The sequence below is a fragment of the Nonomuraea sp. NPDC059007 genome, from assembly GCF_042740555.1.
In the GTDB taxonomy this organism is placed as follows: Bacteria; Actinomycetota; Actinomycetes; order Streptosporangiales; family Streptosporangiaceae; genus Nonomuraea.
Genome location: NZ_JBHYJD010000017.1, coordinates 61476 through 81452, shown reverse-complemented (window position 1 = coordinate 81452; position 19977 = coordinate 61476). Strand labels below are relative to the sequence as shown.

Sequence of the window (19977 nt, the reverse complement as noted above, 5' to 3'; positions counted from 1 at the left end):
GACCGGGAGACTCTCGTGGCGCTCGTTGTGCAAAAGTACGGTGGTTCGTCCGTCGCCGACGCGTCCTGCATCAAGCGGGTCGCGCAGCGGATCGTCGCGACGAAAAAAGCCGGCAACGACGTGGTCGTGATCGTTTCTGCCATGGGCGACACGACGGATGAGCTGCTCGACCTGGCCGAGCAGGTGTCGCCGCTGCCGCCGGGCCGTGAGCTCGACATGCTGCTGACCTCGGGCGAGCGCATCTCGATGGCCTTGCTGGCGATGGCGATCGCCAACCTGGGCCATGAGGCGCGTTCGTTCACCGGATCGCAGGCGGGTGTGATCACCACCTCCTCCCATGGCAACGCGCGCATCATCGACGTGACGCCGGGCCGTATACGTGAGGCGCTCGACCACGGCCGCATCGCGATCGTGGCCGGGTTCCAGGGCGTCTCGCAGGACACCAAGGACATCACCACCCTCGGCAGGGGCGGCTCCGACACCACCGCGGTGGCGCTGGCGGCCTCCCTGGAGGCCGACGTCTGCGAGATCTACACCGACGTCGACGGCATCTTCACCGCCGACCCCAGGATCGTGCCCGCAGCCAGAAAGATCCCCAAGATCTCCTACGAGGAGATGATGGAGATGGCGGCGTGCGGCGCGAAGATTCTGCACCTCCGGTGTGTCGAGTATGCTCGCCGCTTCAACCTGCCGATCCACGTACGCAGCTCTTTCAGCACCAAGGAAGGCACGTGGGTCGTGTCCGACCCTTACACCCCGAACGAAGCGAGTGAAGGAACCGAGATGGAGCAGCCGATCATCTCCGGCGTCGCGCACGACCGGAGCGAGGCCAAGATCACCGTTGTCGGGGTTCCCGACAAGGTCGGCGAGGCTGCCCACATCTTCAAAACCCTGGCCGACGCCGAGATCAACATCGACATGATCGTGCAGAACGTCTCGGCCGCGGCGACGGGCCGTACCGACATCTCCTTCACGCTTCCCACGACGGACGCCTCGACGGCGCTGACGTCGCTGAAGAAGATCCAGGACAAGGTCGGCTTCGAGTCGCTGCTGTTCGATGACCAGATCGGCAAGGTCTCGCTGATCGGCGCGGGCATGCGCTCGCACCCCGGCGTGACCGCGACGTTCTTCGCGGCCCTCGCCGACGCGGGGGTCAACATCGAGATGATCTCCACGTCGGAGATCCGCATCTCGGTGATCGTCGAGCAGGAAGGTGTGGACGCGGCCGTGGCCGCCGCCCACCGGGCGTTCGACCTTGACGCAGACCAGGTGGAAGCAGTGGTGTACGGAGGAAGTGGCAGATGAGCAGGCCTAATCTCGCACTCGTGGGCGCGACGGGTGCGGTCGGCACCGTCATGCGCGACATCGTCTCCAACCGGGCGGACATCTGGGGCGAGATCCGCCTCGTGGCCTCCCCGCGCAGCGCCGGGAAGGTGCTGAAGGTCCGTGGCGAGGACGTCGTCGTCCAGGCGCTGGCGCCCGAGGTCTTCGACGGCATCGACATCGCCATCTTCGACGTGCCCGACGAGGTGTCGGCCGAGTGGGTGCCGGTCGCGGCCGAGCGCGGCGCGATCGCGATCGACAAGTCCGGCACGTTCCGCATGCAGGCGGACGTCCCGCTCGTCGTCCCCGAGGTGAACCCCCTCGACGCCCGCCGGCGGCCGCGCAACATCATCTCCACCCCCAACTGCACCACGCTGTCGATGATGGCCGCGATGGGCGCCCTGCACGCCGAGTACGGCCTCCAGGAGCTCGTCGTCGCGTCCTACCAGGCGGCGTCCGGTGCGGGAGTGGCGGGTTCGGCCCGGCTCTACGACGAGATCGAGGCGCTGGCCGGAGACCGCAACATCGGCCAGGTGGCCGGTGACGTACGCCAGGTCCTCGACAAGAAGCTGCCCGCCGACTCGCCGTTCCCTGCGCCGCTCGCGTTCAACGTGGTGCCGTGGGCGGGCTCGCTCAAGGAGGACGGCTGGGCGTCCGAGGAGCTCAAGCTCCGCAACGAGTCCCGCAAGATCCTCGGCATCCCCTCGCTGAAGGTCTCCGCGACCTGCGTGCGGGTGCCGGTGATCACGACGCACTCGCTGGCGGTGCACGCGCGCTTCGAGCGCGAGGTGACGGTGGCGGGCGCGCACCGCGTGCTCACCGCGGCGCCGACGGTGGTGCTGGTGGACGACCCGGCCAACGGGGTGTGGCCGACGCCGCTTGAGGTGGTCGGCACGGATCCCACGTATGTGGGACGGGTCCGGCAGGCGATCGACTTCCCCAATACGCTGGACCTGTTCGTCTGCGGCGACAACCTGCGCAAGGGGGCGGCTCTCAACGCCGCCGAAATCGCCGAGCTGGTGGCTGCCGAGCTCTAGTTCTTCTGTTAGGGCTTTTCTGTTACGGCGAGGCGCTTTTAGCCTCTCTAAGTTACGGCGAGGCCGCCGGATCCGCCTCCGTCCGGCGTGGGTTGCCCCCGGTCATCGGGCGCTTCTCACGTCGGACGTGGTCCCCGCCGTCACAAGGCCCTCTTGACCGGGTCCCGCGGGCTCCGGCTGGGCGCCGTGCGCGTTGCGCCGGGTCCCGCCGTCCGGGTGCTCGCCGTACCGGCGCTGACAAGCGTTGGGGGGCCGGTACGGGTCCGGGCCGGTATGGGTCCGGGTCGGTCGGTTCGGCTGGGCGCGGCTCGGGCGTGGCGGTGTGGTGGCTGTGGGGCCCGGTTCTGGCTCTGGTCAGCGGAACAGGATGTCCCAGTGGTCGGACTCCTTGGCGAAGACTGTTCCGTCTGAGGAGCGGTACAGGGCTGAGCCGTCGCTACGGGTGCCCACGCGGGTGTGGCTGGTGGCGATGTGCCGGTCGACGCATGGGCTCAAGGAGATGTCCAGCTTGTAGCCGTGCTCGTGGCTGTAGCGGCCGGGCATGTGGCCCGCCTCGGTGCCGCCGGTCACCATGATCTTGCAGCCGCTGTCCCGCTTCAGCTCGATGATCTTGGCGATCGTGGCCGTGCGGACGGCGTCCAGCGAGGTGCAGTACCGCAGCCGCCGGTTGGCGCAGCCGCCCGTCGACTTCCAGCGCAGGCCGGCGTTCCTCAGGCGGCCCACTGCTGTGTGGTGCGAGATGCGTACGGCGGCCTGCCGGGTCTTCACCCGCTTCAGGTTCACCTTCGGGGGGTCGGCCGTCGTGAACCAGTGTCCGGTGTGAACGCCTCCTTCGATCGCGTACGTGCGCGTTACCGGTGGCGGCGACTTCCGTGCTTCTCCTGTCGAAGCAGCGGATGCGGCCGATGCCAATGCGATTATCGAGATCTCAAGGCCGAGGAGTGCGACGACCATCAGCCGCACCTTGCCACGTATCCACATGTCGATGCTCTTTTCGCGGAATAGCCCTCCCGCCAGAAACATCAATCCCACGCTTCACACCAGATGACCCCTTCCTCAGAGCGATCTTTGCCTTGTGGCGGCGATCACCGTGCGGCTCCATGACCTAAAGGCGGTCTTGCCCGTAAAGTGACGAGGGTGTCCGAACCCCGAAACCGAGGATCGGAGAGCACCCGAGAGGTCATCGTCGAGACGGCCTTGAGACTGTTTCGGGAGCGCGGCTTCGATGCGACGACGATGCGGGCAATCGCGGCCGAGGCCGGGGTATCCGTGGGTAACGCCTACTACTACTTCGCGAGCAAGGAGGCGTTGATCCAGGCCTACTACGACCGCGCCCAGACGGAGCACGAAGAGGCCTGCCGCGAGCTGCTCGCGACGGAGCGCTCGTTCGCGGCCCGGCTGAGCGGTGTGCTCGGTGAGTGGGTACGCGTCAGCGAGCCGTACCACGAGTTCGCGGTGAAGTTCTTCAAGCACGCGGCGGAGCCGACGAACCCGCTCAGCCCGTTCAGCGCCCAGTCCTCACCCGCGAGGGAGGCGGGCATCGCGATCTACCGGCAGGTGGTCGAGGGCTCGCGGGACAAGATGGACTCCGAGCTGCGTGAGGAACTGCCCGAGCTGCTGTGGCTGCTGTCGATGGGCATGGTGCTGTTCTGGGTGCACGACACCTCGCCGGGGTGTCAGCGCACGTACCGGCTGATCGAGGTGACGGTGCCGCTCGTGGACCGGCTCGTGGGCCTGTCCCATCTGCCTGGACTGCGGGGGATCACCAAGGACTTCATCGGGGCCGTGCATGAGCTGCGGGCTTGACCGGCGTGCCCGAGCACAGCGGCAGCATCGTGGCGGGGAGCGTGCAGGTGGGGCCGGTGTCCTCCGCCGCCACGGCGATCACGGAGGCCAGGAAGGGGATCGCCAGGCCGCCGGTCAGTACTACGGCCGCGAGCAGCCGGGTTCGTCTCACGGGGATGTTTTAGCACGTCAGAGCGCTGGAGGCGGTTAACCGCGATCAAGTGGCGCGTACATACCGGCTGGTTGGTATGGTCGGCCTAACACGCTGGAGGGTGCGATGACACAGAACTGGGGCATGACGATCCCCTTCTACGACCGCTCGCTGGCCGAGTCGAAGGAGTTGATCGCCGAACTGCCCGCGCTCGGCTACACCGACGCCTGGTCGGCGGAGGTCAACGGGACCGACGGGTTCATGCCGCTGGCCATGGCCGGGGAGTGGGCGCCGGGGCTGCGGCTGGGCAGCGCCATCGTCCCGGTCTTCACCCGCGGACCCGGGCTGCTGGCCATGTCGGCGGCCACGCTGGCCGATCTCGCCCCGGACCGCTTCGTGCTCGGCATCGGTTCGTCCTCTCCGGCCGTCGTGGGGCGGTGGAACGCGGTGGAGTTCGCGCGGCCGTACCAGCGCACCCGGGACACGCTGCGCTTCCTGCGTGAAGCGCTCGCGGGGGAGAAGGTGTCGGAGCGGTACGAGACGTTCGAGGTCAAGGGCTTCAAGCTGGAGCGGGCGCCCCGGGTGGCGCCGAAGATCGTGCTGGCCGCGCTGCGGCCCCGGATGCTGCACCTGGCGGCGAGCGAGGCCGACGGCGCGATCACCAACTGGCTCGCGCCGGAGGACGTGCGCAAGGTCCGCGCCGAGCTGGGCGGGGAGACCGAGCTGATCGCCCGGTTGTTCGTCTGCGTGAGCGAGGACGCCGACAGGGTGCGCGAGATGGGGCGCTGGATGCTGGCGGCCTATCTGACGGTGCCCGCGTACGCCGCCTTCCACGACTGGCTGGGGCGCGGTGAGGTGCTGCGGCCGATGCACGAGGCGTGGGCGGCGGGCGACCGGCAGGCCGCGCTCAAGGCCATCCCCGACGAGGTGGTCGACGCGCTGATCGTGCACGGCGACGCCGCGACCTGCCGGGCCAGGATCGGCGAGTATGTCGCCAACGGGCTCGACACCCCCGTGCTCGCGCCTGTCCCCGGCGGCGAGATCTCCATCGACCAGGCGGTACGCGCGCTGGCGCCGAAAGCCAGCTAAGGGAGAACCTGTGGACGAGATCCTCCGGCTGGACGCGGTCGGGCAGGCGCTGGCCGTACGGGATGGGCGGGTTTCGCCGCGTGAGCTGACCGAGGCGGCGATCGCGAAGATCGACAAGCACGACGGGGAGATCGGCGCGGTCGTGCACCGGCGGTTCGAGCGCGCGCTGGCCGAGACGGGCGAGTTGCCCGAGGGCACGCCGTTTCGCGGGGTGCCGATCCTGCTGAAGGACCTTGGCTGGGCGGAGAAGGGCGAGCCGTACAACGCCGGGTCGCGCACGCTGGACGGCGTCAGGATCGCCGCGGACGCCTACAGCGTGGCCAAACTGAAGGCGGCCGGGTTCGTGATCCTCGGCAGGACCAGCACGCCGGAGTTCGGCACCACGATCACCACGGAGCCGGTCGCGTTCGGGCCCACACGCAATCCCTACGACCCCGCGTACTCGGCGGGCGGCTCCAGCGGCGGCTCAGCGGCGGCGGTGGCGGCCGGGATGGTCGCGGTGGCGTCGGCCAGCGACGGCGGCGGCTCGATCCGCATCCCCGCCTCCCTGTGCGGCCTGGTGGGGCTCAAACCCACCAAAGGCCGCACCAGCTATGGGCCGTCGGGCGGCGAGGGCTGGAGCGGCTTCTCGGTGGCCGGGCTGGTCACCAGGACCGTCAGAGACACCGCCGCCGTGCTCGACCTGATCGCCGGCCTGGAGGAGGGCGACCCCTACACCGCGCCCGCGCTGCCCCGCCCGCTGGCCGAGGAGGTCGGCGCCGATCCGGGACGGCTGCGCGTCGGCTTCGTGACCCGCCACCCGCGCGGCGACGTACCCGAGCACGAGGACCTGACCGCCGCCGTCACCGGTGCCGCGAACCTGCTGGAGTCCCTGGGCCACCACGTCGAACCCGGCCACCCGGACGAACTCGGCAGCCCCGACTTCCCCCACCACTTCGGCGCCCTCGTCGCCGCGAACGTCGCCGCCGAAGTCCAGAGCGTCGGCGCGTGGCGCGGCCGCCCCGTGTCCCTGGACGAACTGGAACCACGCAACCGCGCCATGGCCGAGACCGGCGCCCAACGCACCGCCGTCGAGCACGTCCTGGCCGTCCAGTGGATGGACGGCTTCCGCCGCCGCATGGCCGCCTGGTGGCGCTCCGGCTTCGACGTGCTGCTCGCGCCCTCGCTCGGCGTGCCGCCGTTCCCGCTGGGCTGGCTGCCCCCTGACGACCTCAGCACCGGCTTCGGCCGCACCTCCCACGCCGTCTCCTACACCTCCGCCTTCAACGCCACCGGCCAGCCCAGCATCTCCCTGCCCCTGCACAGGACCGCCGCGGGCCTTCCCGTCGGCGTCCAGCTGGTCGCCGCCACAGGCCGCGAGGACCTTCTCGTACGGCTGGCCGCCCAGATCGAATCCGCCCGCCCCTTCGAGCATCCCGCCATGCGCTGATCGTTAGGAACCAACCGGATCGGGTAACACGTTATGTCGTGAAGGAGGTGGCGCACCTATGCCTAAAGCAAGCCGCGCGGCAGCGGTCTGGCGTACATATCGCGACGTGAGCGAGCCCGGCTCCCCGGGTCTGTTCAAGCGGGTCAGGGCGATCCCGCGCCTGATCGGCGCCGTGGCCCGGGGTCAGTACCCGGGCATGGGCAAGAGCAAGCTCGCCCTGATGGGGCTCGGCGTGGTCTACCTGATCTCGCCCATCGACGTGATCCCCGACTTCCTCCTGCTCGTCGGCGTGGCCGACGACTTCGGCGTGTTCCTCTGGCTGATGGGCTCCCTGATCGGGGAGAGCGGGCGCTACATCGGCTGGGAGCGCAGGGTCATCCAGGGCGCCGCCGTTCCTCCCGACCTTCCTCCTACAGCTCCTCGCGCCTGAGCCACGCTCGCGACGGCAACGGGTGCCCGAACAACCGGGCGGCGTTGCCGTACGCGACCCTGGCGATGTCGGCCGGCGGGAGCTGGCCGAGGTTCCTGGCCACCGCCTGCTGGGTGTCGGGCCAGGTCGAGTCGGAGTGCGGGTATCCGCTTTCCTGGAGGACGTGGTCGAGGCCGACCGCCAGCCGTACCCCTGACAGGGCGTGGTCGTCGAGCGTGCCGAAGAAGAAGTTGCGGCGCAGGACTTCGCTCGGCTTCAGCCCGCCCTCCCACGACGCCTCGCCCGCGACCGGGTGGTCGAGGGCGTAGTCGGCGCGCTCGGCCAGCATCGGCAGCCAGCCCACCCCGCCCTCCACGATGAGCACCCGCAGGTTCGGGAACCGCAGCGGGATGCCCGACCACAACCAGTCCGCGCAGGCGAACATGGCGCTCGTCGGCATCAGCGTGGTGATCGCCTCGATGGGCGTGTCGGGGGAGGGCACCGGCGACCAGCTGGAGTCCCCGGTGTGCAGGCAGACGACGGTGCCGGTCTCCTCACAGGCGGCGAAGAACGGATCCCAGTGGTCGGAGTGGATCGACGGCAGCCGCAGCCTCGTCGGGAACTCCGGGAACACGACCGCCTTGAAGCCGCGGGCGGCGTTGGCGCGGATCTCCTTCGCCGCCACGTCCGGGTCGGGCAGCCACGGGAGCTGAAGGCCGATGATCCGCTCGGGGTAGGTGCCGGCCCAGACGTCGATGTGCCAGTCGTTCCAGGCCTTGACGAGGGCCAGGCCCAGTTCTTGGTCTCTGGTCCGCGCGAACGGCATGCCGGACTGGCCGGCCAGCATCCCGGGAAAACAGAGAGCGGCCCAGATGCCGGCCGTGTCCATGTCCTGGATCCGGGCCTCGATGTCGTGGCAGCCGGGGCGCATGTTCTCGAACCTGACCGGGTCGAGGGTCCACTGCTCGCGGGGCAGGCCGGCGCCCACGTCGATGCCGGCGCACGGGTACGTGGCGCCGCCGTACCGCCAGACCTGGTGACCCGCCTCCGTCTCCACGACCTTGGGCGCGACCTCGGTGTACTTCTCCGCCAGCCGGTCCTCGAAGAGGTCGGGCGGCTCGATCAGGTGATCGTCGGCGGAGATGATCACGTAGTCGCGCCGCCTCGGTTCGGGGTCGGGGAGCAGCGGCGTAGTCACGCAGGTAACCGTACGACGACGGCATGACCTCGAACAAGCTGCCAGGCCCCCGTCAACCGCCCCAAAACCCCGCCCTACCGCCGCATTCGCCCCCGGAACTCCTTGACAACCGGTCTTGACGCGCTGGTGTCCGTGTGTTTCATGGGGTGGGAATCCTTCCGGGACACTCACGGTGTGCCTTGCGATCAGCTTGGTATGGCAGAGAAGCAGGCGCATCGCCTGCGGCTCATGGTCGGAGTCGGCGCACGATTTCAGTCATCGGCCATCGCGAGATGGGGTAGCGAATGTCGGAATCACACTGGGTGAGCGCTTCTGCGCCGTACACGCGGCCTCGTCCTGAGGGTGACCGAGACGCATGGACCGAAGAGGCCGCGCGTCGGGGTCATACCGGGACCAATCAACTGCGCGAAGTCGCCGAGGTTCTGCCGCCCTCTCCGGTGGCGGAGTTCTTCGATCTGCGGCCCGGTGATGTGGCCGTCGTACGCCGGCGGCTGGTCCTTCTGGACGGCCTGCCCAGCGAGCTCGCGGATTCCTACTATCCAGTCGCCCTTGCCCGCGGCACCCGACTCGCGGAACCGCGCAAGATACCCGGCGGAGCCATCACCCTCCTCGCCCAACTCGGGCATCACCCGGGCGACGTCGAGGAGCGCGTCCGAGCCCGCCCCGCTACCGAGGATGAACGGCACGAGCTCGGGATCGGCGAGAACCCATGGGTGCTGGTCCTCACGCGGCTCCTCCGATCAACTGAAGGCGTTCCGGTCGAGGCCACCGTGATGACGATGATCGCGGACGACCGGGAACTCCGCTACAAGATGATCATTGAGTGAAAGGCCCTTCGACCACGCGGGCAGCTAGGTGTTGTACACCTGCAAATCGTCCCAATGAACAGGCCAGCGCCGCGCCCCGCCGGGCAACTCGTCGGCGTCCGCATCCAGCTCCAGGAGCGCCACAGTGCCATAGCGGAGCACCATGACGACCGTCCCGTATTGGCCGAGCAATACGGCGGCATGACCGCGCGTGCGCGCCGGACTGTGCAACAGTTCGACGATTCGCGCACGACTGCCGACACCTGGGTCATCCCGTCGCATCGTGCTGTCCCTGCGCGGCCGATGTGAGGTCGTTGACCAGGTACGACAACGGGTGGTTCTCGCGCAGGTCGGCGCAGCGCATGGCTACGCGGTGGGCAGCGCGAGCGGTGTCCTGGGCCGGATGCCAGGCATAGACGGGACGTTTGCGTCCGGTGTCCCAGCCGGTCCGCCACCAGTACCGTTCCCCGTCGCACCACACCACCAGGCCGACCCACACGGACACCAGTGCCAGCCCGAATCCCGCGTGCACATCGGCGGAGACGCCGAGCCTCGCGAGCGCGTGTCGCAGGCTCTCGGCTGTGCTTACGGGGACTGGCGGCGCCATGATCTGGATTTCCGGCCTGGTCATGGACTCAGTTCAACGGTCGCGTGGTGATCGCCGAAAGCGCGTGATCAGCGGGAGCGGTGGGAACGCGTTCACACCCCGTGTGAATGCGACGCACCTGTGACGCCCGCCCTGGACGTCTGGCCTGTTCGAGGTGTCACGCTCTGCCTACACTCCGAACGGAGGATGGCAGCCGGGTACGGAGGGCCGAAGCGTGGGGGAGCCGAACATCCTGCTGGACTCTCTGCTCGCCGAGGCGGGTATCTCGCACGCGGGCCTCGCCGTTCGGATCAACGCCGTAACGGCGACCGCGCGCCGCCCAACCCGCTATGACCATACTGCCGTGGCCCGATGGATCAGGGACAGGGCGATCCCCCGGGGAGACGTCCCGGAGATCATCTGCGAGATCATCGGGCCCAGAGTCGGACGCGCTCTCGTGCTCTCGGACATCGGCATGGTCAGGCGGGGCGCGGACTCCAGTGACCTGGAACTGCCGCAGGCGGTGGAACAGGCAGTCGCACTCTGGCGAGGGGACCTCGGCAACAAGGTCTTCCTCGCGGGAGCGTCCATGATCGAAGGTCCCGCCGCCATCGCGCCGGTCTTCGAGTGGGAGAACCCGCCGCACGAGATGGACGTCTCCCGCAGGGGGCCACGGCCGGTCCACCTGGATGACGTTCAAGCACTCAGGAACACCCGCCGACGATACGAGCAGATGTACCGCCGTGTCGGTGGCGTGCCCGTACGGCCGCGCATCGTCGCGTTCCTCAACTCCAGTGTGACGCCCCTCCTCAAGGGCAGCCATGACGACAGGGTGGGCAGGGAACTGTTCCGAGCGGCGGGCGGCCTGGTCGCGCTTGCCGGAATCTGCGCCTACGACTCCGACCGCCAGGCGCTCTCCCAGCGCTACCTCTTCCACGCCCTCCGCATGGCAAAAGCGTCCAGCAACCTCGCGTTCGGCGGATACGTGGTGGCGCTGCTGGCCAACCAGGCCATGGCACGAGCCAGGTACCGCTACGTGATCCAGTACTCCGAGACCGCCCTGCGGGGAGCGCGTGGCCACCTCAGTCCGGCCTTGGCCACCGACCTCCACACCCTTCAGGCCAAGGCGTACGCGCGGTTGGGAGACAGGGCGAGCTGCCACGCGCACATGCGTAGCTCCGAGGCGACGGCCTCCCGGATACGGCATGCGGACGAACCGCCTGAGACCGAGTACGTCCAGCCGGGGCTCCTGGAATGCCAGCACGCCGAAGCCCTGCGACGACTCGGCGACCTCATGGCCACGCAGGAGTACGCGGAGGAGGCCCTGCGCTCCGCGGACGACTGCCATCTACGAGGTCAGGCCCACCGGCTCGCGACCCTGGCCCTCGTCCTGGCCGAGCGCGGCGAGTTGGACCGGGCCGCCGCGACGGCACAGACGATGCTGGACCGCGCGGAGGGCATGGAGTCCGAGCGCATCGCCGAGCGGATCGGCAGTGTGGCCACCGCCCTGCGTCCCTTCGACACGCGATCGGTGCGGGACTTTCTGGCGCGTGCGCGACACCAGTCCAGCGTCCCCTTGTAGCGTGAATCTGAGTTCAGGCCATCCAACCCCGGGAGTTACGCCGCATGCGCTGGCAGGTCCACTCCGAAGAACCTCTCTACACCGACCCGTGGCTGGACGTGCGGGTCGCGGATGTGGAGTTGCCCGACGGCAGGCACTTGGATCACCGCCTCATCCGCACAGCCCCGGGAGCCGGAGCCGCTGTCACCGACGATCAGGGTCGTGTCCTGCTGATCTGGCGGCATCGGTTCATCACCGACTCATGGGGCTGGGAGATCCCGATCGGCAAGGTTGAAGAGGGAGAGGAACCGATCGCCGCCGCCGCGCGGGAGGTCGAAGAGGAGACCGGATGGCGGCCACACTCGCTGCGCCCGCTGCTGTCGGTTCAGCCGACGAACGGCATCTCCGACTCGGTGCACCACATCTTCCGCGCCGACTCGGCCACGTACATCGGCCCGCCCACCGAGGGATGGGAGGCCGAGCGCATCGAGTGGGTTGCCCTCGCGGACGTCCGGCGGCTGATCGGCAAAGGCGACGTCGTCAGTGGCACGAGCATGGCGGCCTTGCTCTACCTCCTCACAAACGGGTGAGTTCGGCAGAAAGTGGTCTCCGTGTCGGAGGCCGCTTTGACCTGGCGCCAGTCGTCCGCCTGCCCGAACGTGTCCCGTATAGCCTCCAGGTCGCCCCTGAGCGACGGTCGTGCGGCGGTGTCCGGTTGCCGTCAGGTTCATCTCGTGCCTGCCTCACCCCAGGAGCGCCTGCTTTCCAGGGCGCGTGGCGGGGTTCGTCGGCGGCCCAGGTCGTGTTGCGGATCCAGGCGGGATACCCGGTCAAGGCTTGGGCGAAAGCGAGAGAGTCGGGCCTTGGCCCGACGGGATGGCGTGCGGAGCGCCTTCGTTCTGGGGTGGGCTCCAACTGCTTAACCACTTGGCTGGGCAACGGGTGGGGCCTGAAGAAGGCAGTCCGACCGGAGGGAGGCCCTTCAGGGGTTGAGCTTCGACTGGAGAAACGCCTGGAACCCTGGAACGCGCGAAGCGCGCCGATGTGCAAGACCTTGCCTTTGGGACCCGGGATCGCCTGGAGGGGGTGGGGTGGCGATCCCGGGCCGGAGGGTCCGCTGTCGTGAGGGTGCTGCTCACTGCGGACCCCGGCCCCTTCTACCCGGGGGAGATCGGGTCAGTCAGGAGATGGGCGTGCAGTTTGGTGATCGTCTTGGGGTCCAGGCCCAGGACGTCTGAGCAGTACGCCCGCAGTGAGCCATGGCGCTGGTCCATCTCTGCCAGGAACAACTCCATCGCCCCCGCCGGTGCCGCCCCGTACCCGGCCCACATGAGGGCGTCCTTGTTCCTGGTCTGCCAGTCCGCCAGGAAGCGGGGTGTGGCCAAGCCGGTCAGGGCGTAGTCCGCGACGATGTCCGTGGCCGCCACGCCCGCCAGCGACAGCACCAGCGCGGTCAGGATGCCGGTGCGGTCCTTTCCGGCGGCGCAGTGGATGACGACGGGGGCGTTGTCGGCCTCGGCGATGGTCTCGATGGCCGAGCGCAGGAGCGGGACGCCGTCCTCCGACACCTCCAGGTAGCGGTCGGCGAGAAAGCGTTCCACCCCGGTCGACGGGTCGAAGGTGGCGAGGTTCCAGGTGCGGCCCTCCACGGGGAGGTTGTGGTAGCGCAGCCCTTCGGTCTCGGGTACGCGCCCGCGCCTCTCGACCTCGGCGGGATGCCGCAGGTCGATGACGGTCCTGACCTTCAGGGAGCGGAACGTGGCGATGTCCGGCCCGGCCAGCCAGCCGAGCGAGTCGGCCCGGTAGAGCCGCTGCCACCGCACACTCCGCCCGTCATGGGCGACATATCCACCGACGTCGCGAAAATTGTGGATATTGGCGAACTCGATATGGCGGGTCACACCTAGAACGTAATCACACCTCGCCCGCGCCGGGAGCCTCGCGCGGATCCCGTCTCACACCTCGCCCGCGCCGGGAGCCTCGTGCGGGTCCCGTCTCATGCCTCGACGGCGCCGGGAGCCTCGTGGGGGTCCGCCTCACACCTCGACCGCGCCAGGCGTCGCCTGCGCGGCCTCCTGCCTGCCACCTCGCGCCGGATCAGCAGGGTCGACCTGGTCCGTAGACACCCCAAGCCTTGCCCCACTGCATGGCCGGGTCGCGTCGAACCTGTCTGCAACCCGCCTCCGCCTTCGACGCGGCACAGTTTTCTTCCTCGCTGGCTTAAGCGCTCCGGCTAACATCCCACGGGCTCGTATTCGATCGATGGCCGCGCGTAGGCGGTTGAGGCTATCGAGGGGGCGAAAGCGAGCGAGTCGGGCCTTGGCCCGACGGGATGGCGTGCGGAGCGATAGCGGAGCGCCTTCAGGGGTCGAGCTTCAGCTCGACTGGAGAAACGCCTGGAACCCGGAAACGCGCGAAGCGCGCCAATGTGCAAGACCTTGCCTCACGCCTCCACCGCGACAGGCGTCTCCTGCTCGGCCTTCCGATCGGCCACCTCGCGCCGGATCAGCAGGATCCACCCGCCGATCGCCAGCCCGATGAACAGCCACCACTGCACGCCGTACGCCAGGTTAAGGCCCCCGCCCGACCCCACGTCCGGCGCGGGCACCGGCTCCGGCGCCGCGGCCGCCGTCGGCTGCTGCTCGGTCAGCTCAACATAACCATCCACCAGCCGGTACGGCAGCGCCGCCCCGATCTTCCCAGGATTGATCAGGAGCACCTGCCCAGCCGGCAACCCGCCCCTCTCCTTGATCCCGCTGGTCTCCTCGGTCTCGGTCAGCCGTAGCCGCCCGGTGACATTCACCTGTCCGGCAGGCGGCGCAGGCACCTCGGGTGGCGCGTCCGCGCTCGCCCCCGCCTTCACCCACCCCCGGTTCACCAGCACGGCCTGCCCGTCGCCCGTGACGAGCGGGGTCAGCACGAAGTACCCGGGCCGCCCTTCCTGGGGCCGCCGCCGTACGACGAGAGCATGGGCCTGATCGTAGGTGCCAGAGGCCGTCACCAGCCGATAGCGGTCATCTTCGCTGACCGCACGGCCGGGCCGGGTCAGCGAGCCCAGCGGCACCGGCGCGGCGGTGATGTTGGCGGTGACGCGATCGCTGTTGGCCGAGCGTTCCTCGAACCGCCCGAACTGCCACCTGCCCAGGAAGACGAAGGCGGGGATGACCAGCAGCACCACGATGTGGAGCGCCACCCATCGAGGGGTCAGGAGGAACCGGTACACCCTTCAAGGGTAGGCACCGGGAGCGGTGGTTCCTCACTCAGCCCGATCTGGTCGAACGGGTTACCAAAGCGCAGGTGATCGCGTACGGTCGGGACTCGTGCCGCCCCTCAAGAGCAAGACGTCGTGAATGACCCTTCTTGTCGCGCCACCGGCGCCCTCCGCCTTCGTGTTGCCCCGCATGGGAACGCTCCTGCTGCACGCGGCACCGCGCGTACTGGAGAGCATGATTCTGCCCGTCGCGCTCTTCTACGCGGGCATGCTGGCCGGCGGCGAGGTGGCGGGCATGGCGGCTTCGGCGGCCTGGGTGTTCGGCGGCATGGCGGTGCGCCTGGTGCGCGGCCGGCCGATGCCGGGCACGGTGATCCTGGCCGCGGTGGGCATCACGGCGCGCGTGGTGGTCGCGCTGGTGGCGGGGGATGTGCGGTGGTTCTTCCTGCCGCCGACGTGCGGGGTGTTCGCGGTGAGCCTGGTGTTCCTGGCCACCGCCCGCGGGCGCAGGCCGCTGGCTGAGCGGATCACGCTCGACCTGGTGCCGCTGCCCGGCCATGTCGCGGGGGATCCGGTGATGCGGCGCTTCTTCGTCCGCCAGTCGCTGGCCTGGGGTTGCGCGCAACTGCTCAACGGCACGCTGACGCTGTGGATCCTGCTCAGCCAGACCATCGGGACGTTCCTGGCCCTGCGCACGTCGCTGGTGGCCCTGCTGATGACGGCGATGGCCGTGGCCTCGGTGCTGGACTTCCGCCGCTGCCTACGCGCTCTTCAGCTCCGCCCCTGAGCCGGGCTCCGGCGTGACCTCGCGGGGTCCGCTGACCTCGTGGCCGTCGGCGCACCGGAAGTACTGCTCGATGGGGGCGCCGCAGTCGCGGTGGGTGAGTTCGACCGCCGGGCCGGCGTCGTCGGAGAGGTACTTGTCACCGAAGTGCATGAGCGCGACCAGCAGCGGATAGAGGTCGCGCCCCTTCTCGGTCAGCCGGTACTCGTCACGCTGGCGCTGGCCGGGTTCGCGGTAGGGCACCTTGCGCAGCAGCCCCTCGTCGACGAGCCGGGCCAGGCGGGCGCTGAGCACCTGGCGCGGCGCGCCGGTCATGGCCTGCATGTCGGCGAAGCGCCGTACGCCGCTGAAGGCCTCGCGCAGCACCAGGAAGGTCCACTTCTCGCCGACGACGTCCAGGGTCCGCTCGATCGAGCAGTTGTTCACCCGGAAGGGCACGTTCATGCCGCATATCATACCTGAGTCTAGTTGACAGACTCAGGCGTGCCGCGAGACGCTGAGTCTATGAAGGGAACCCAGATTCGCCCCATAAGGACAGGGGACGAGGCCGCGCTCCGGTGCTTCCTCGCGGGGTTGTCGCTGCACACGCAGACGCTGCGGTTCTTCACGGGGTTCAGCCGCCCGTCGGCCGGCCTGATCGGTGCGCTGATGAAAATCGACGAGCTCAGGGACGCGCTGGTCGCCGTACACGAGGGCGAGATCGTCGCCCACGCGATGAGTTACCGGGGCTGCCGCACCGACGTCGAGGTCGCCGTGGTCGTCACCGACCGGTGGCAGGGGATCGGCCTCGGGCCGAGACTGGTCGACACGCTGCTGATCCGCGCCGCCATCCGCGGCGCGACCACCGTCGCCATGGACGTTCTCGGCGAGAACCGGCGGGCCCTGCGCCTGATCCGCAGGGCCTGGCCCGACGCGAAATTGACGGTCTCTTCCGGTTCGGTCGAGGTGACCGCTATGATCAAGCAGGCAGTGGTATTTGCGGAACAAGGTTCTGTTGGCTCACCATTGACTGCGTGAAGAGTGTCAAGAACGGACGCGACGGCCGTACCCGCATCATCGAGGGTGCCCTCCGCCGCTTCAGCCAGGACGGGGTGTCGGCCACCACGCTGGCCAGCCTCCGTGAGGAGAGCGGCGTCAGCGTCGGCAGCTTCTACCACCACTTCGCCAGCAAAGAACACGTCTTCGGCGTGCTCTACTCCGAGATCCTCGCCGTCTACCAGGCCGAGTTCCTGGCCGAGCTGACCAGCCGGAACGAGGCGCGCGACGGCATCGAGGCGGTCGTGGCCTTCCACATGCGCTGGGCCGGCGAGCACCCCGAACGCGCCCGCATCCTGGTCAGCGAGCGCCCGCCGCGCAAGAACGAGCCCGGCGGCCAGGAGGTCGCCGACGCCCGCCGCGCGTTCTTCCGCCAGGTCTCCGACTGGTGGAAGCCGCACATGAAGAACGGCCTGCTCCAGCCCGTCCACGCGACCATGTGCTACGTGCTGTGGCTCGGCCCCGCCCAGGAAATGTGCCGCCTGTGGTTCGCCGGCGCCCACACGCCCACCGACGAGGAGATCAAAGGCCTGGGCGAGGCCGCGTGGCAGAGCCTGCGCCAACGTCCGGACGCATAGGGACGAATACCCTCTGTGATGTTATTGTCACAAATGTGAGACGACCTCGGGCGCTGGTCCTGCCCACCCTGCCGGAGACCGCTCTCGCCAGCCTGGGCGAGATCGCCGACCTGGCCGAGGTTCCCGCCCGGCCCAGCCTCGGTTTCTCCGACGAGCAACTCGCCGACCTCGTCATCGAGACCGGCGCCTCGGTGATCGTCACAGAGGGTGACCAGGTCCGCGCGTCGGTCCTGTCCCTTCCGCTCGACATCGTGGCCTGTGTCGGCTCGCCGACGAACGTCGACCTGGCGCTGGCCGCCGAGCGCGGCGTCGCCGTACTCCATGCCGCCGACCGCGACCCCGACGCGGTCGCGGAGCTCACGATCGCGCTGCTGTTCGCGGTCAGCCGCCACGTGGTGACCGCCGATCGCGAGGTACGGCGCGGCCGCGTCTACCGGGGCAGAATCCCCCCTTCCGAGCGCCACCGCGGCCTGCGCCTGTCCGGACGCACGCTCGGCATCGTCGGCCTGGGCCGGGTCGGCAGGGCGCTGCGCTGGCGCGGCCAGGGCCTGGGCCTGAACGTGATCGCCTGCGACCCCTACACCCCCGACGCCGCCCACACGCTGCCGGAACTGATCGCCGAGGCCGACATCGTCTCCCTGCACGTGCCGGTGACCGAGGAGACGCGCGGCTTCATGGGCCACGCCGAGTTCGCCGCGATGCGCCCGGGAGCGATCTACCTCAACACCTCGCGCGGCGCGCTGCACGACCTGTCGGCGCTGGTGGACGCCCTGCGGTGGGGGCAGCTCGGCGGCGCCGGCCTCGACCACTTCGAGGGGGAGTGGCTGGACCCCGCCCACCCGCTGACCAGGCTGCAGAACGTGGTGCTCACCCCGCACCTCGGCGCGGCCACTGGAGAGAGCCATGTCGAGCACGCGCACGCGCTGGTGGCCGACATCGGGCGCACCCTGCGGGGAGAGGAGCCCGCCTACCTCTGCCCGCCGGTCATACCGGTAGCCGGACTCTTGTAGCGATCCGCCAGCTGTGGGCGTCGAGGGAGATGTCGAGCCTGAGCTCGCCGCGCTGCCTGCGCAGGCCGGGCACCCGCAGCCGGTCGTGCACGGCGAAGCGCCCGCGATAGGGGTAGCCGAAACCCAGCTCGCCCGGCAGCACCCTGAGGTCGTCGTGGTTGCCGCAGCTCGGGCAGATCCACGAGACCAGGTCCAGGCCGCGGTTGTAGTCGGTGCAGGCGCGGAAGTACTCGTCGGGCCTGAACCGGGACTCGCAGGCGAGGCAGGGGATCAGCACCTCCTACAGATACCGCGGGCGCCTTACTGCCCGCTTGCAGAACGCTTGGGTAGCTCCGTAACAGTATGGTTACGCAGAGTTTCTGATCTTGCGTCGGTGTCTGGGTGAGTTGCGGTCCGCGGTGGAAGGATGGGATCCGTGGAACGACTGCGCGAGCATCTGCTGGAGACCGGCTACACCATCGACGGAGTCCGCGACCGACTGGGCGCGGTGGCGGCCGGTGCGCTCGCGCGTGAGGAACTGGTCCCCGCCCTGCGGAGCACGGCCGAACGCGACCCGCTGGCCACCCTGATCCGCCTGTTCTGGCTGGGCGTCCCCGTCCCGGCCAAGAGCGTCGCCCCCGAGGTCCTGGCCTCGGGCCTGGTCACGACCGCCGGCGACGAGGTACGGGCCACCGTCCACCTGCAGCCCTGGGAGACCGACGGCTACCTCGTCTCCGACCGCAAGGTACGCCCCGGCGACCCCGCGCTGAGCCCCGACCACGTGGTGGGCGCGGGCGGCGCCTCGGCCAACCTCGCCCAGCTCGTCACCCGCCGCCCGGTGGAGCGCGCGCTCGACCTGGGCACCGGCTGCGGCGTACAGGTGCTCCACCTGGCCGGGCGCGCCGAGCGGATCACCGCCACCGACGTCAACCCGCGCGCCGTCGAACTGGCCGGCCTGAGCTGGGCGCTGTCCGGCGTCACCGGCGTCGACGCCAGGACGGGCTCGATGTTCGAGCCCGTCAGGGACGAGTTGTTCGACCTGATCGTCTCCAACCCGCCGTTCGTGATCTCACCCGCCGGCAAGCTCACCTACCGCGAGGTGGGCGGCGACGACTTCTGCCGCGCTCTGGTACGGCAGGCCCCCCGCCACCTCAACCCCGACGGCCAGGCCCACTTCCTCGCCAACTGGCTCCACGTCGAGGGCGAGGACTGGCGCGACCGCGTGGGCGGCTGGCTGGGCGAGACCGGCTGCGACGGCTGGGTGGTGCAGCGCGACGTCCAGGACCCGGCCGAGTACGTGGAGCTGTGGCTCAAGGACGCGGCCGAACAGGGCACCCCCGGCTACTCCCGGCACTACGATCAGTGGCTGTCGTGGTTCGACGAGCGCAAGGTCGAGGCGATCGGCTTCGGCTGGATCACCCTGCGCAACTCCGGCAGCCTGGACCCGGTGGTCAGGGTCGAGCATCTGACCCACCAGGTGGAGCTCCCGGTGGGCCAGTACGTGGACGGCGTCCTCGACGCGATCGCCGCCGCCCACCGCGCCACCGGTCTGGAGGCGGCCCGCCTGCGTACGGTCGAGGGCCTGCTGGACGAGCGCGTCGGCCGGCCGGGCGCCGAGGACCCGATGAAGATCGTGCTCCGCCAGACCCGGGGCCTGCGCAGGACACGGGACGTGGGCACGGTGGAGGCGGCCCTGGCGGGGGTCTGCGACGGAGACCTGGCCCTGGGCCCGCTGCTCAACGTGATCGCGGAACTGGTGGGCGACGGCGAGCAACTCGACGCCGACGCCCTGCGCCCGCTCATCGCGGAAGGCTTCTTCCACGTGTGAGCCGTCAACGGAAAAGGACATTGATTCCGCGTTGATTGGACGTTGACAGGGGCAGGAGACGCTAAGCGCACAGGCACGGACCTGGGGGGTTCGAGGTTCGTGTCTGGTCCGGCCGGTCGTCAAGTGAGGCGGCTAGCCGCCACGTGGAGCATCCGGATAACCGGGCCCCCTAGCGAAG

23 protein-coding genes are annotated in these 19977 nt (G+C 69.4%); 14 read left to right on the top strand and 9 right to left on the bottom strand.

The window, feature by feature from the left end:
• The first annotated feature begins 15 nt into the window (after positions 1 to 15).
• Positions 16 to 1305 carry an aspartate kinase gene (locus ACFWY5_RS27360; RefSeq protein WP_379613168.1) on the top strand — a complete coding sequence of 430 codons (1290 nt, stop codon included), beginning with the start codon at positions 16 to 18 and terminating at the stop codon, positions 1303 to 1305.
• Entirely contained in the window at positions 1302 to 2360 is a 1059-nt protein-coding gene (locus ACFWY5_RS27355; protein WP_379635208.1) for an aspartate-semialdehyde dehydrogenase, read from the top strand. The genes ACFWY5_RS27360 and ACFWY5_RS27355 overlap by 4 nt, the downstream gene beginning before the upstream one ends.
• 354 nt (positions 2361 to 2714) lie before the next feature.
• On the opposite strand, the gene ACFWY5_RS27350 is transcribed toward ACFWY5_RS27355, so the two are convergent.
• Complete coding sequence (locus tag ACFWY5_RS27350) at positions 2715 to 3143, bottom strand: hypothetical protein (protein WP_379635206.1); 429 nt, start codon at positions 3141 to 3143, stop codon at positions 2715 to 2717.
• A gap of 345 nt (positions 3144 to 3488) precedes the next feature.
• Here ACFWY5_RS27350 and ACFWY5_RS27345 point away from each other — a divergent pair, with 345 nt between their 5' ends.
• Positions 3489 to 4166 carry a TetR family transcriptional regulator gene (locus ACFWY5_RS27345; RefSeq protein WP_379635204.1) on the top strand — a complete coding sequence of 226 codons (678 nt, stop codon included), beginning with the start codon at positions 3489 to 3491 and terminating at the stop codon, positions 4164 to 4166.
• On the opposite strand, the gene ACFWY5_RS27340 is transcribed toward ACFWY5_RS27345, so the two are convergent.
• Positions 4135 to 4317, bottom strand: coding sequence for a hypothetical protein (locus ACFWY5_RS27340; protein WP_379613171.1), 183 nt, complete (start codon positions 4315 to 4317; stop codon positions 4135 to 4137). The two genes, ACFWY5_RS27345 and ACFWY5_RS27340, sit on opposite strands and share 32 nt — an antisense overlap.
• 105 nt (positions 4318 to 4422) lie before the next feature.
• Between ACFWY5_RS27340 and ACFWY5_RS27335 the strand changes: the two genes are divergently transcribed.
• Genes ACFWY5_RS27335 through ACFWY5_RS27325 form a run of 3 tightly spaced genes read left to right on the top strand, consistent with a single transcriptional unit; the run spans position 4423 to position 7244 of the window.
• The gene (locus ACFWY5_RS27335) at positions 4423 to 5385 is read left to right on the top strand and encodes an LLM class F420-dependent oxidoreductase (RefSeq protein ID WP_379635202.1); all 963 of its coding nucleotides are present in this window, start codon (positions 4423 to 4425) and stop codon (positions 5383 to 5385) included.
• A gap of 10 nt (positions 5386 to 5395) precedes the next feature.
• Positions 5396 to 6814 (top strand): amidase, encoded by a 1419-nt coding sequence (locus ACFWY5_RS27330; protein ID WP_379635200.1) that lies wholly within the window; start codon positions 5396 to 5398, stop codon positions 6812 to 6814.
• Between the two features lie 58 nt (positions 6815 to 6872).
• Positions 6873 to 7244 (top strand): YkvA family protein, encoded by a 372-nt coding sequence (locus ACFWY5_RS27325; protein WP_379613174.1) that lies wholly within the window; start codon positions 6873 to 6875, stop codon positions 7242 to 7244.
• On the opposite strand, the gene ACFWY5_RS27320 is transcribed toward ACFWY5_RS27325, so the two are convergent.
• A complete protein-coding gene (locus ACFWY5_RS27320; protein ID WP_379613175.1) occupies positions 7225 to 8421 on the bottom strand; it encodes an amidohydrolase family protein in 1197 nt (398 codons plus the stop codon). The two genes, ACFWY5_RS27325 and ACFWY5_RS27320, sit on opposite strands and share 20 nt — an antisense overlap.
• Positions 8422 to 8705: 284 nt before the next feature.
• On the opposite strand from ACFWY5_RS27320, the gene ACFWY5_RS27315 reads away from it, so the two are divergent.
• The gene (locus tag ACFWY5_RS27315; RefSeq protein WP_379635198.1) at positions 8706 to 9248 is read left to right on the top strand and encodes a GntR family transcriptional regulator; all 543 of its coding nucleotides are present in this window, start codon (positions 8706 to 8708) and stop codon (positions 9246 to 9248) included.
• 24 nt (positions 9249 to 9272) lie between these two features.
• On the opposite strand, the gene ACFWY5_RS27310 is transcribed toward ACFWY5_RS27315, so the two are convergent.
• Together ACFWY5_RS27310 and ACFWY5_RS27305 are read right to left on the bottom strand one after the other, a co-directional pair.
• Positions 9273 to 9509 (bottom strand): hypothetical protein, encoded by a 237-nt coding sequence (locus ACFWY5_RS27310; RefSeq protein ID WP_379635196.1) that lies wholly within the window; start codon positions 9507 to 9509, stop codon positions 9273 to 9275.
• Complete coding sequence (locus tag ACFWY5_RS27305) at positions 9496 to 9858, bottom strand: hypothetical protein (protein ID WP_379635195.1); 363 nt, start codon at positions 9856 to 9858, stop codon at positions 9496 to 9498. Before ACFWY5_RS27305 ends, ACFWY5_RS27310 begins: the two co-directional genes overlap by 14 nt.
• A 190-nt stretch (positions 9859 to 10048) precedes the next feature.
• Between ACFWY5_RS27305 and ACFWY5_RS27300 the strand changes: the two genes are divergently transcribed.
• Together ACFWY5_RS27300 and ACFWY5_RS27295 are read left to right on the top strand one after the other, a co-directional pair.
• Positions 10049 to 11395 (top strand): transcriptional regulator, encoded by a 1347-nt coding sequence (locus tag ACFWY5_RS27300; protein ID WP_379635193.1) that lies wholly within the window; start codon positions 10049 to 10051, stop codon positions 11393 to 11395.
• Positions 11396 to 11439: 44 nt separating this feature from the next.
• A complete protein-coding gene (locus ACFWY5_RS27295; RefSeq protein ID WP_379635191.1) occupies positions 11440 to 11964 on the top strand; it encodes an NUDIX domain-containing protein in 525 nt (174 codons plus the stop codon).
• A 567-nt stretch (positions 11965 to 12531) separates the two neighbouring features.
• On the opposite strand, the gene ACFWY5_RS27290 is transcribed toward ACFWY5_RS27295, so the two are convergent.
• Positions 12532 to 13275 carry a tyrosine-protein phosphatase gene (locus tag ACFWY5_RS27290; protein WP_379635189.1) on the bottom strand — a complete coding sequence of 248 codons (744 nt, stop codon included), beginning with the start codon at positions 13273 to 13275 and terminating at the stop codon, positions 12532 to 12534.
• Positions 13276 to 13817: 542 nt separating this feature from the next.
• Entirely contained in the window at positions 13818 to 14597 is a 780-nt protein-coding gene (locus tag ACFWY5_RS27285; RefSeq protein ID WP_379613182.1) for an SURF1 family protein, read from the bottom strand.
• Between the two features lie 127 nt (positions 14598 to 14724).
• Between ACFWY5_RS27285 and ACFWY5_RS27280 the strand changes: the two genes are divergently transcribed.
• Positions 14725 to 15372 carry a VC0807 family protein gene (locus ACFWY5_RS27280; RefSeq protein ID WP_379635187.1) on the top strand — a complete coding sequence of 216 codons (648 nt, stop codon included), beginning with the start codon at positions 14725 to 14727 and terminating at the stop codon, positions 15370 to 15372.
• On the opposite strand, the gene ACFWY5_RS27275 is transcribed toward ACFWY5_RS27280, so the two are convergent.
• Positions 15346 to 15813, bottom strand: coding sequence for a winged helix-turn-helix transcriptional regulator (locus ACFWY5_RS27275; RefSeq protein WP_379613184.1), 468 nt, complete (start codon positions 15811 to 15813; stop codon positions 15346 to 15348). The two genes, ACFWY5_RS27280 and ACFWY5_RS27275, sit on opposite strands and share 27 nt — an antisense overlap.
• 60 nt (positions 15814 to 15873) lie before the next feature.
• On the opposite strand from ACFWY5_RS27275, the gene ACFWY5_RS27270 reads away from it, so the two are divergent.
• Genes ACFWY5_RS27270 through ACFWY5_RS27260 form a run of 3 tightly spaced genes read left to right on the top strand, consistent with a single transcriptional unit; the run spans position 15874 to position 17992 of the window.
• Positions 15874 to 16386, top strand: a complete 513-nt coding sequence (locus ACFWY5_RS27270; RefSeq protein WP_379613185.1) for a GNAT family N-acetyltransferase — start codon at positions 15874 to 15876, stop codon at positions 16384 to 16386.
• Positions 16383 to 16982 (top strand): TetR/AcrR family transcriptional regulator, encoded by a 600-nt coding sequence (locus ACFWY5_RS27265; protein ID WP_379613186.1) that lies wholly within the window; start codon positions 16383 to 16385, stop codon positions 16980 to 16982. The genes ACFWY5_RS27270 and ACFWY5_RS27265 overlap by 4 nt, the downstream gene beginning before the upstream one ends.
• A gap of 35 nt (positions 16983 to 17017) precedes the next feature.
• Positions 17018 to 17992: an NAD(P)-dependent oxidoreductase gene (locus ACFWY5_RS27260; protein WP_379635185.1), complete on the top strand. Its 975-nt coding sequence runs from the start codon at positions 17018 to 17020 to the stop codon at positions 17990 to 17992.
• Here the strand turns inward: ACFWY5_RS27260 and ACFWY5_RS27255 are convergent.
• The gene (locus tag ACFWY5_RS27255) at positions 17967 to 18269 is read right to left on the bottom strand and encodes a hypothetical protein (RefSeq protein ID WP_379613188.1); all 303 of its coding nucleotides are present in this window, start codon (positions 18267 to 18269) and stop codon (positions 17967 to 17969) included. The two genes, ACFWY5_RS27260 and ACFWY5_RS27255, sit on opposite strands and share 26 nt — an antisense overlap.
• Positions 18270 to 18398: 129 nt before the next feature.
• Here ACFWY5_RS27255 and ACFWY5_RS27250 point away from each other — a divergent pair, with 129 nt between their 5' ends.
• Complete coding sequence (locus tag ACFWY5_RS27250) at positions 18399 to 19799, top strand: methyltransferase (protein ID WP_379635183.1); 1401 nt, start codon at positions 18399 to 18401, stop codon at positions 19797 to 19799.
• Positions 19800 to 19977 lie beyond the last annotated feature (178 nt).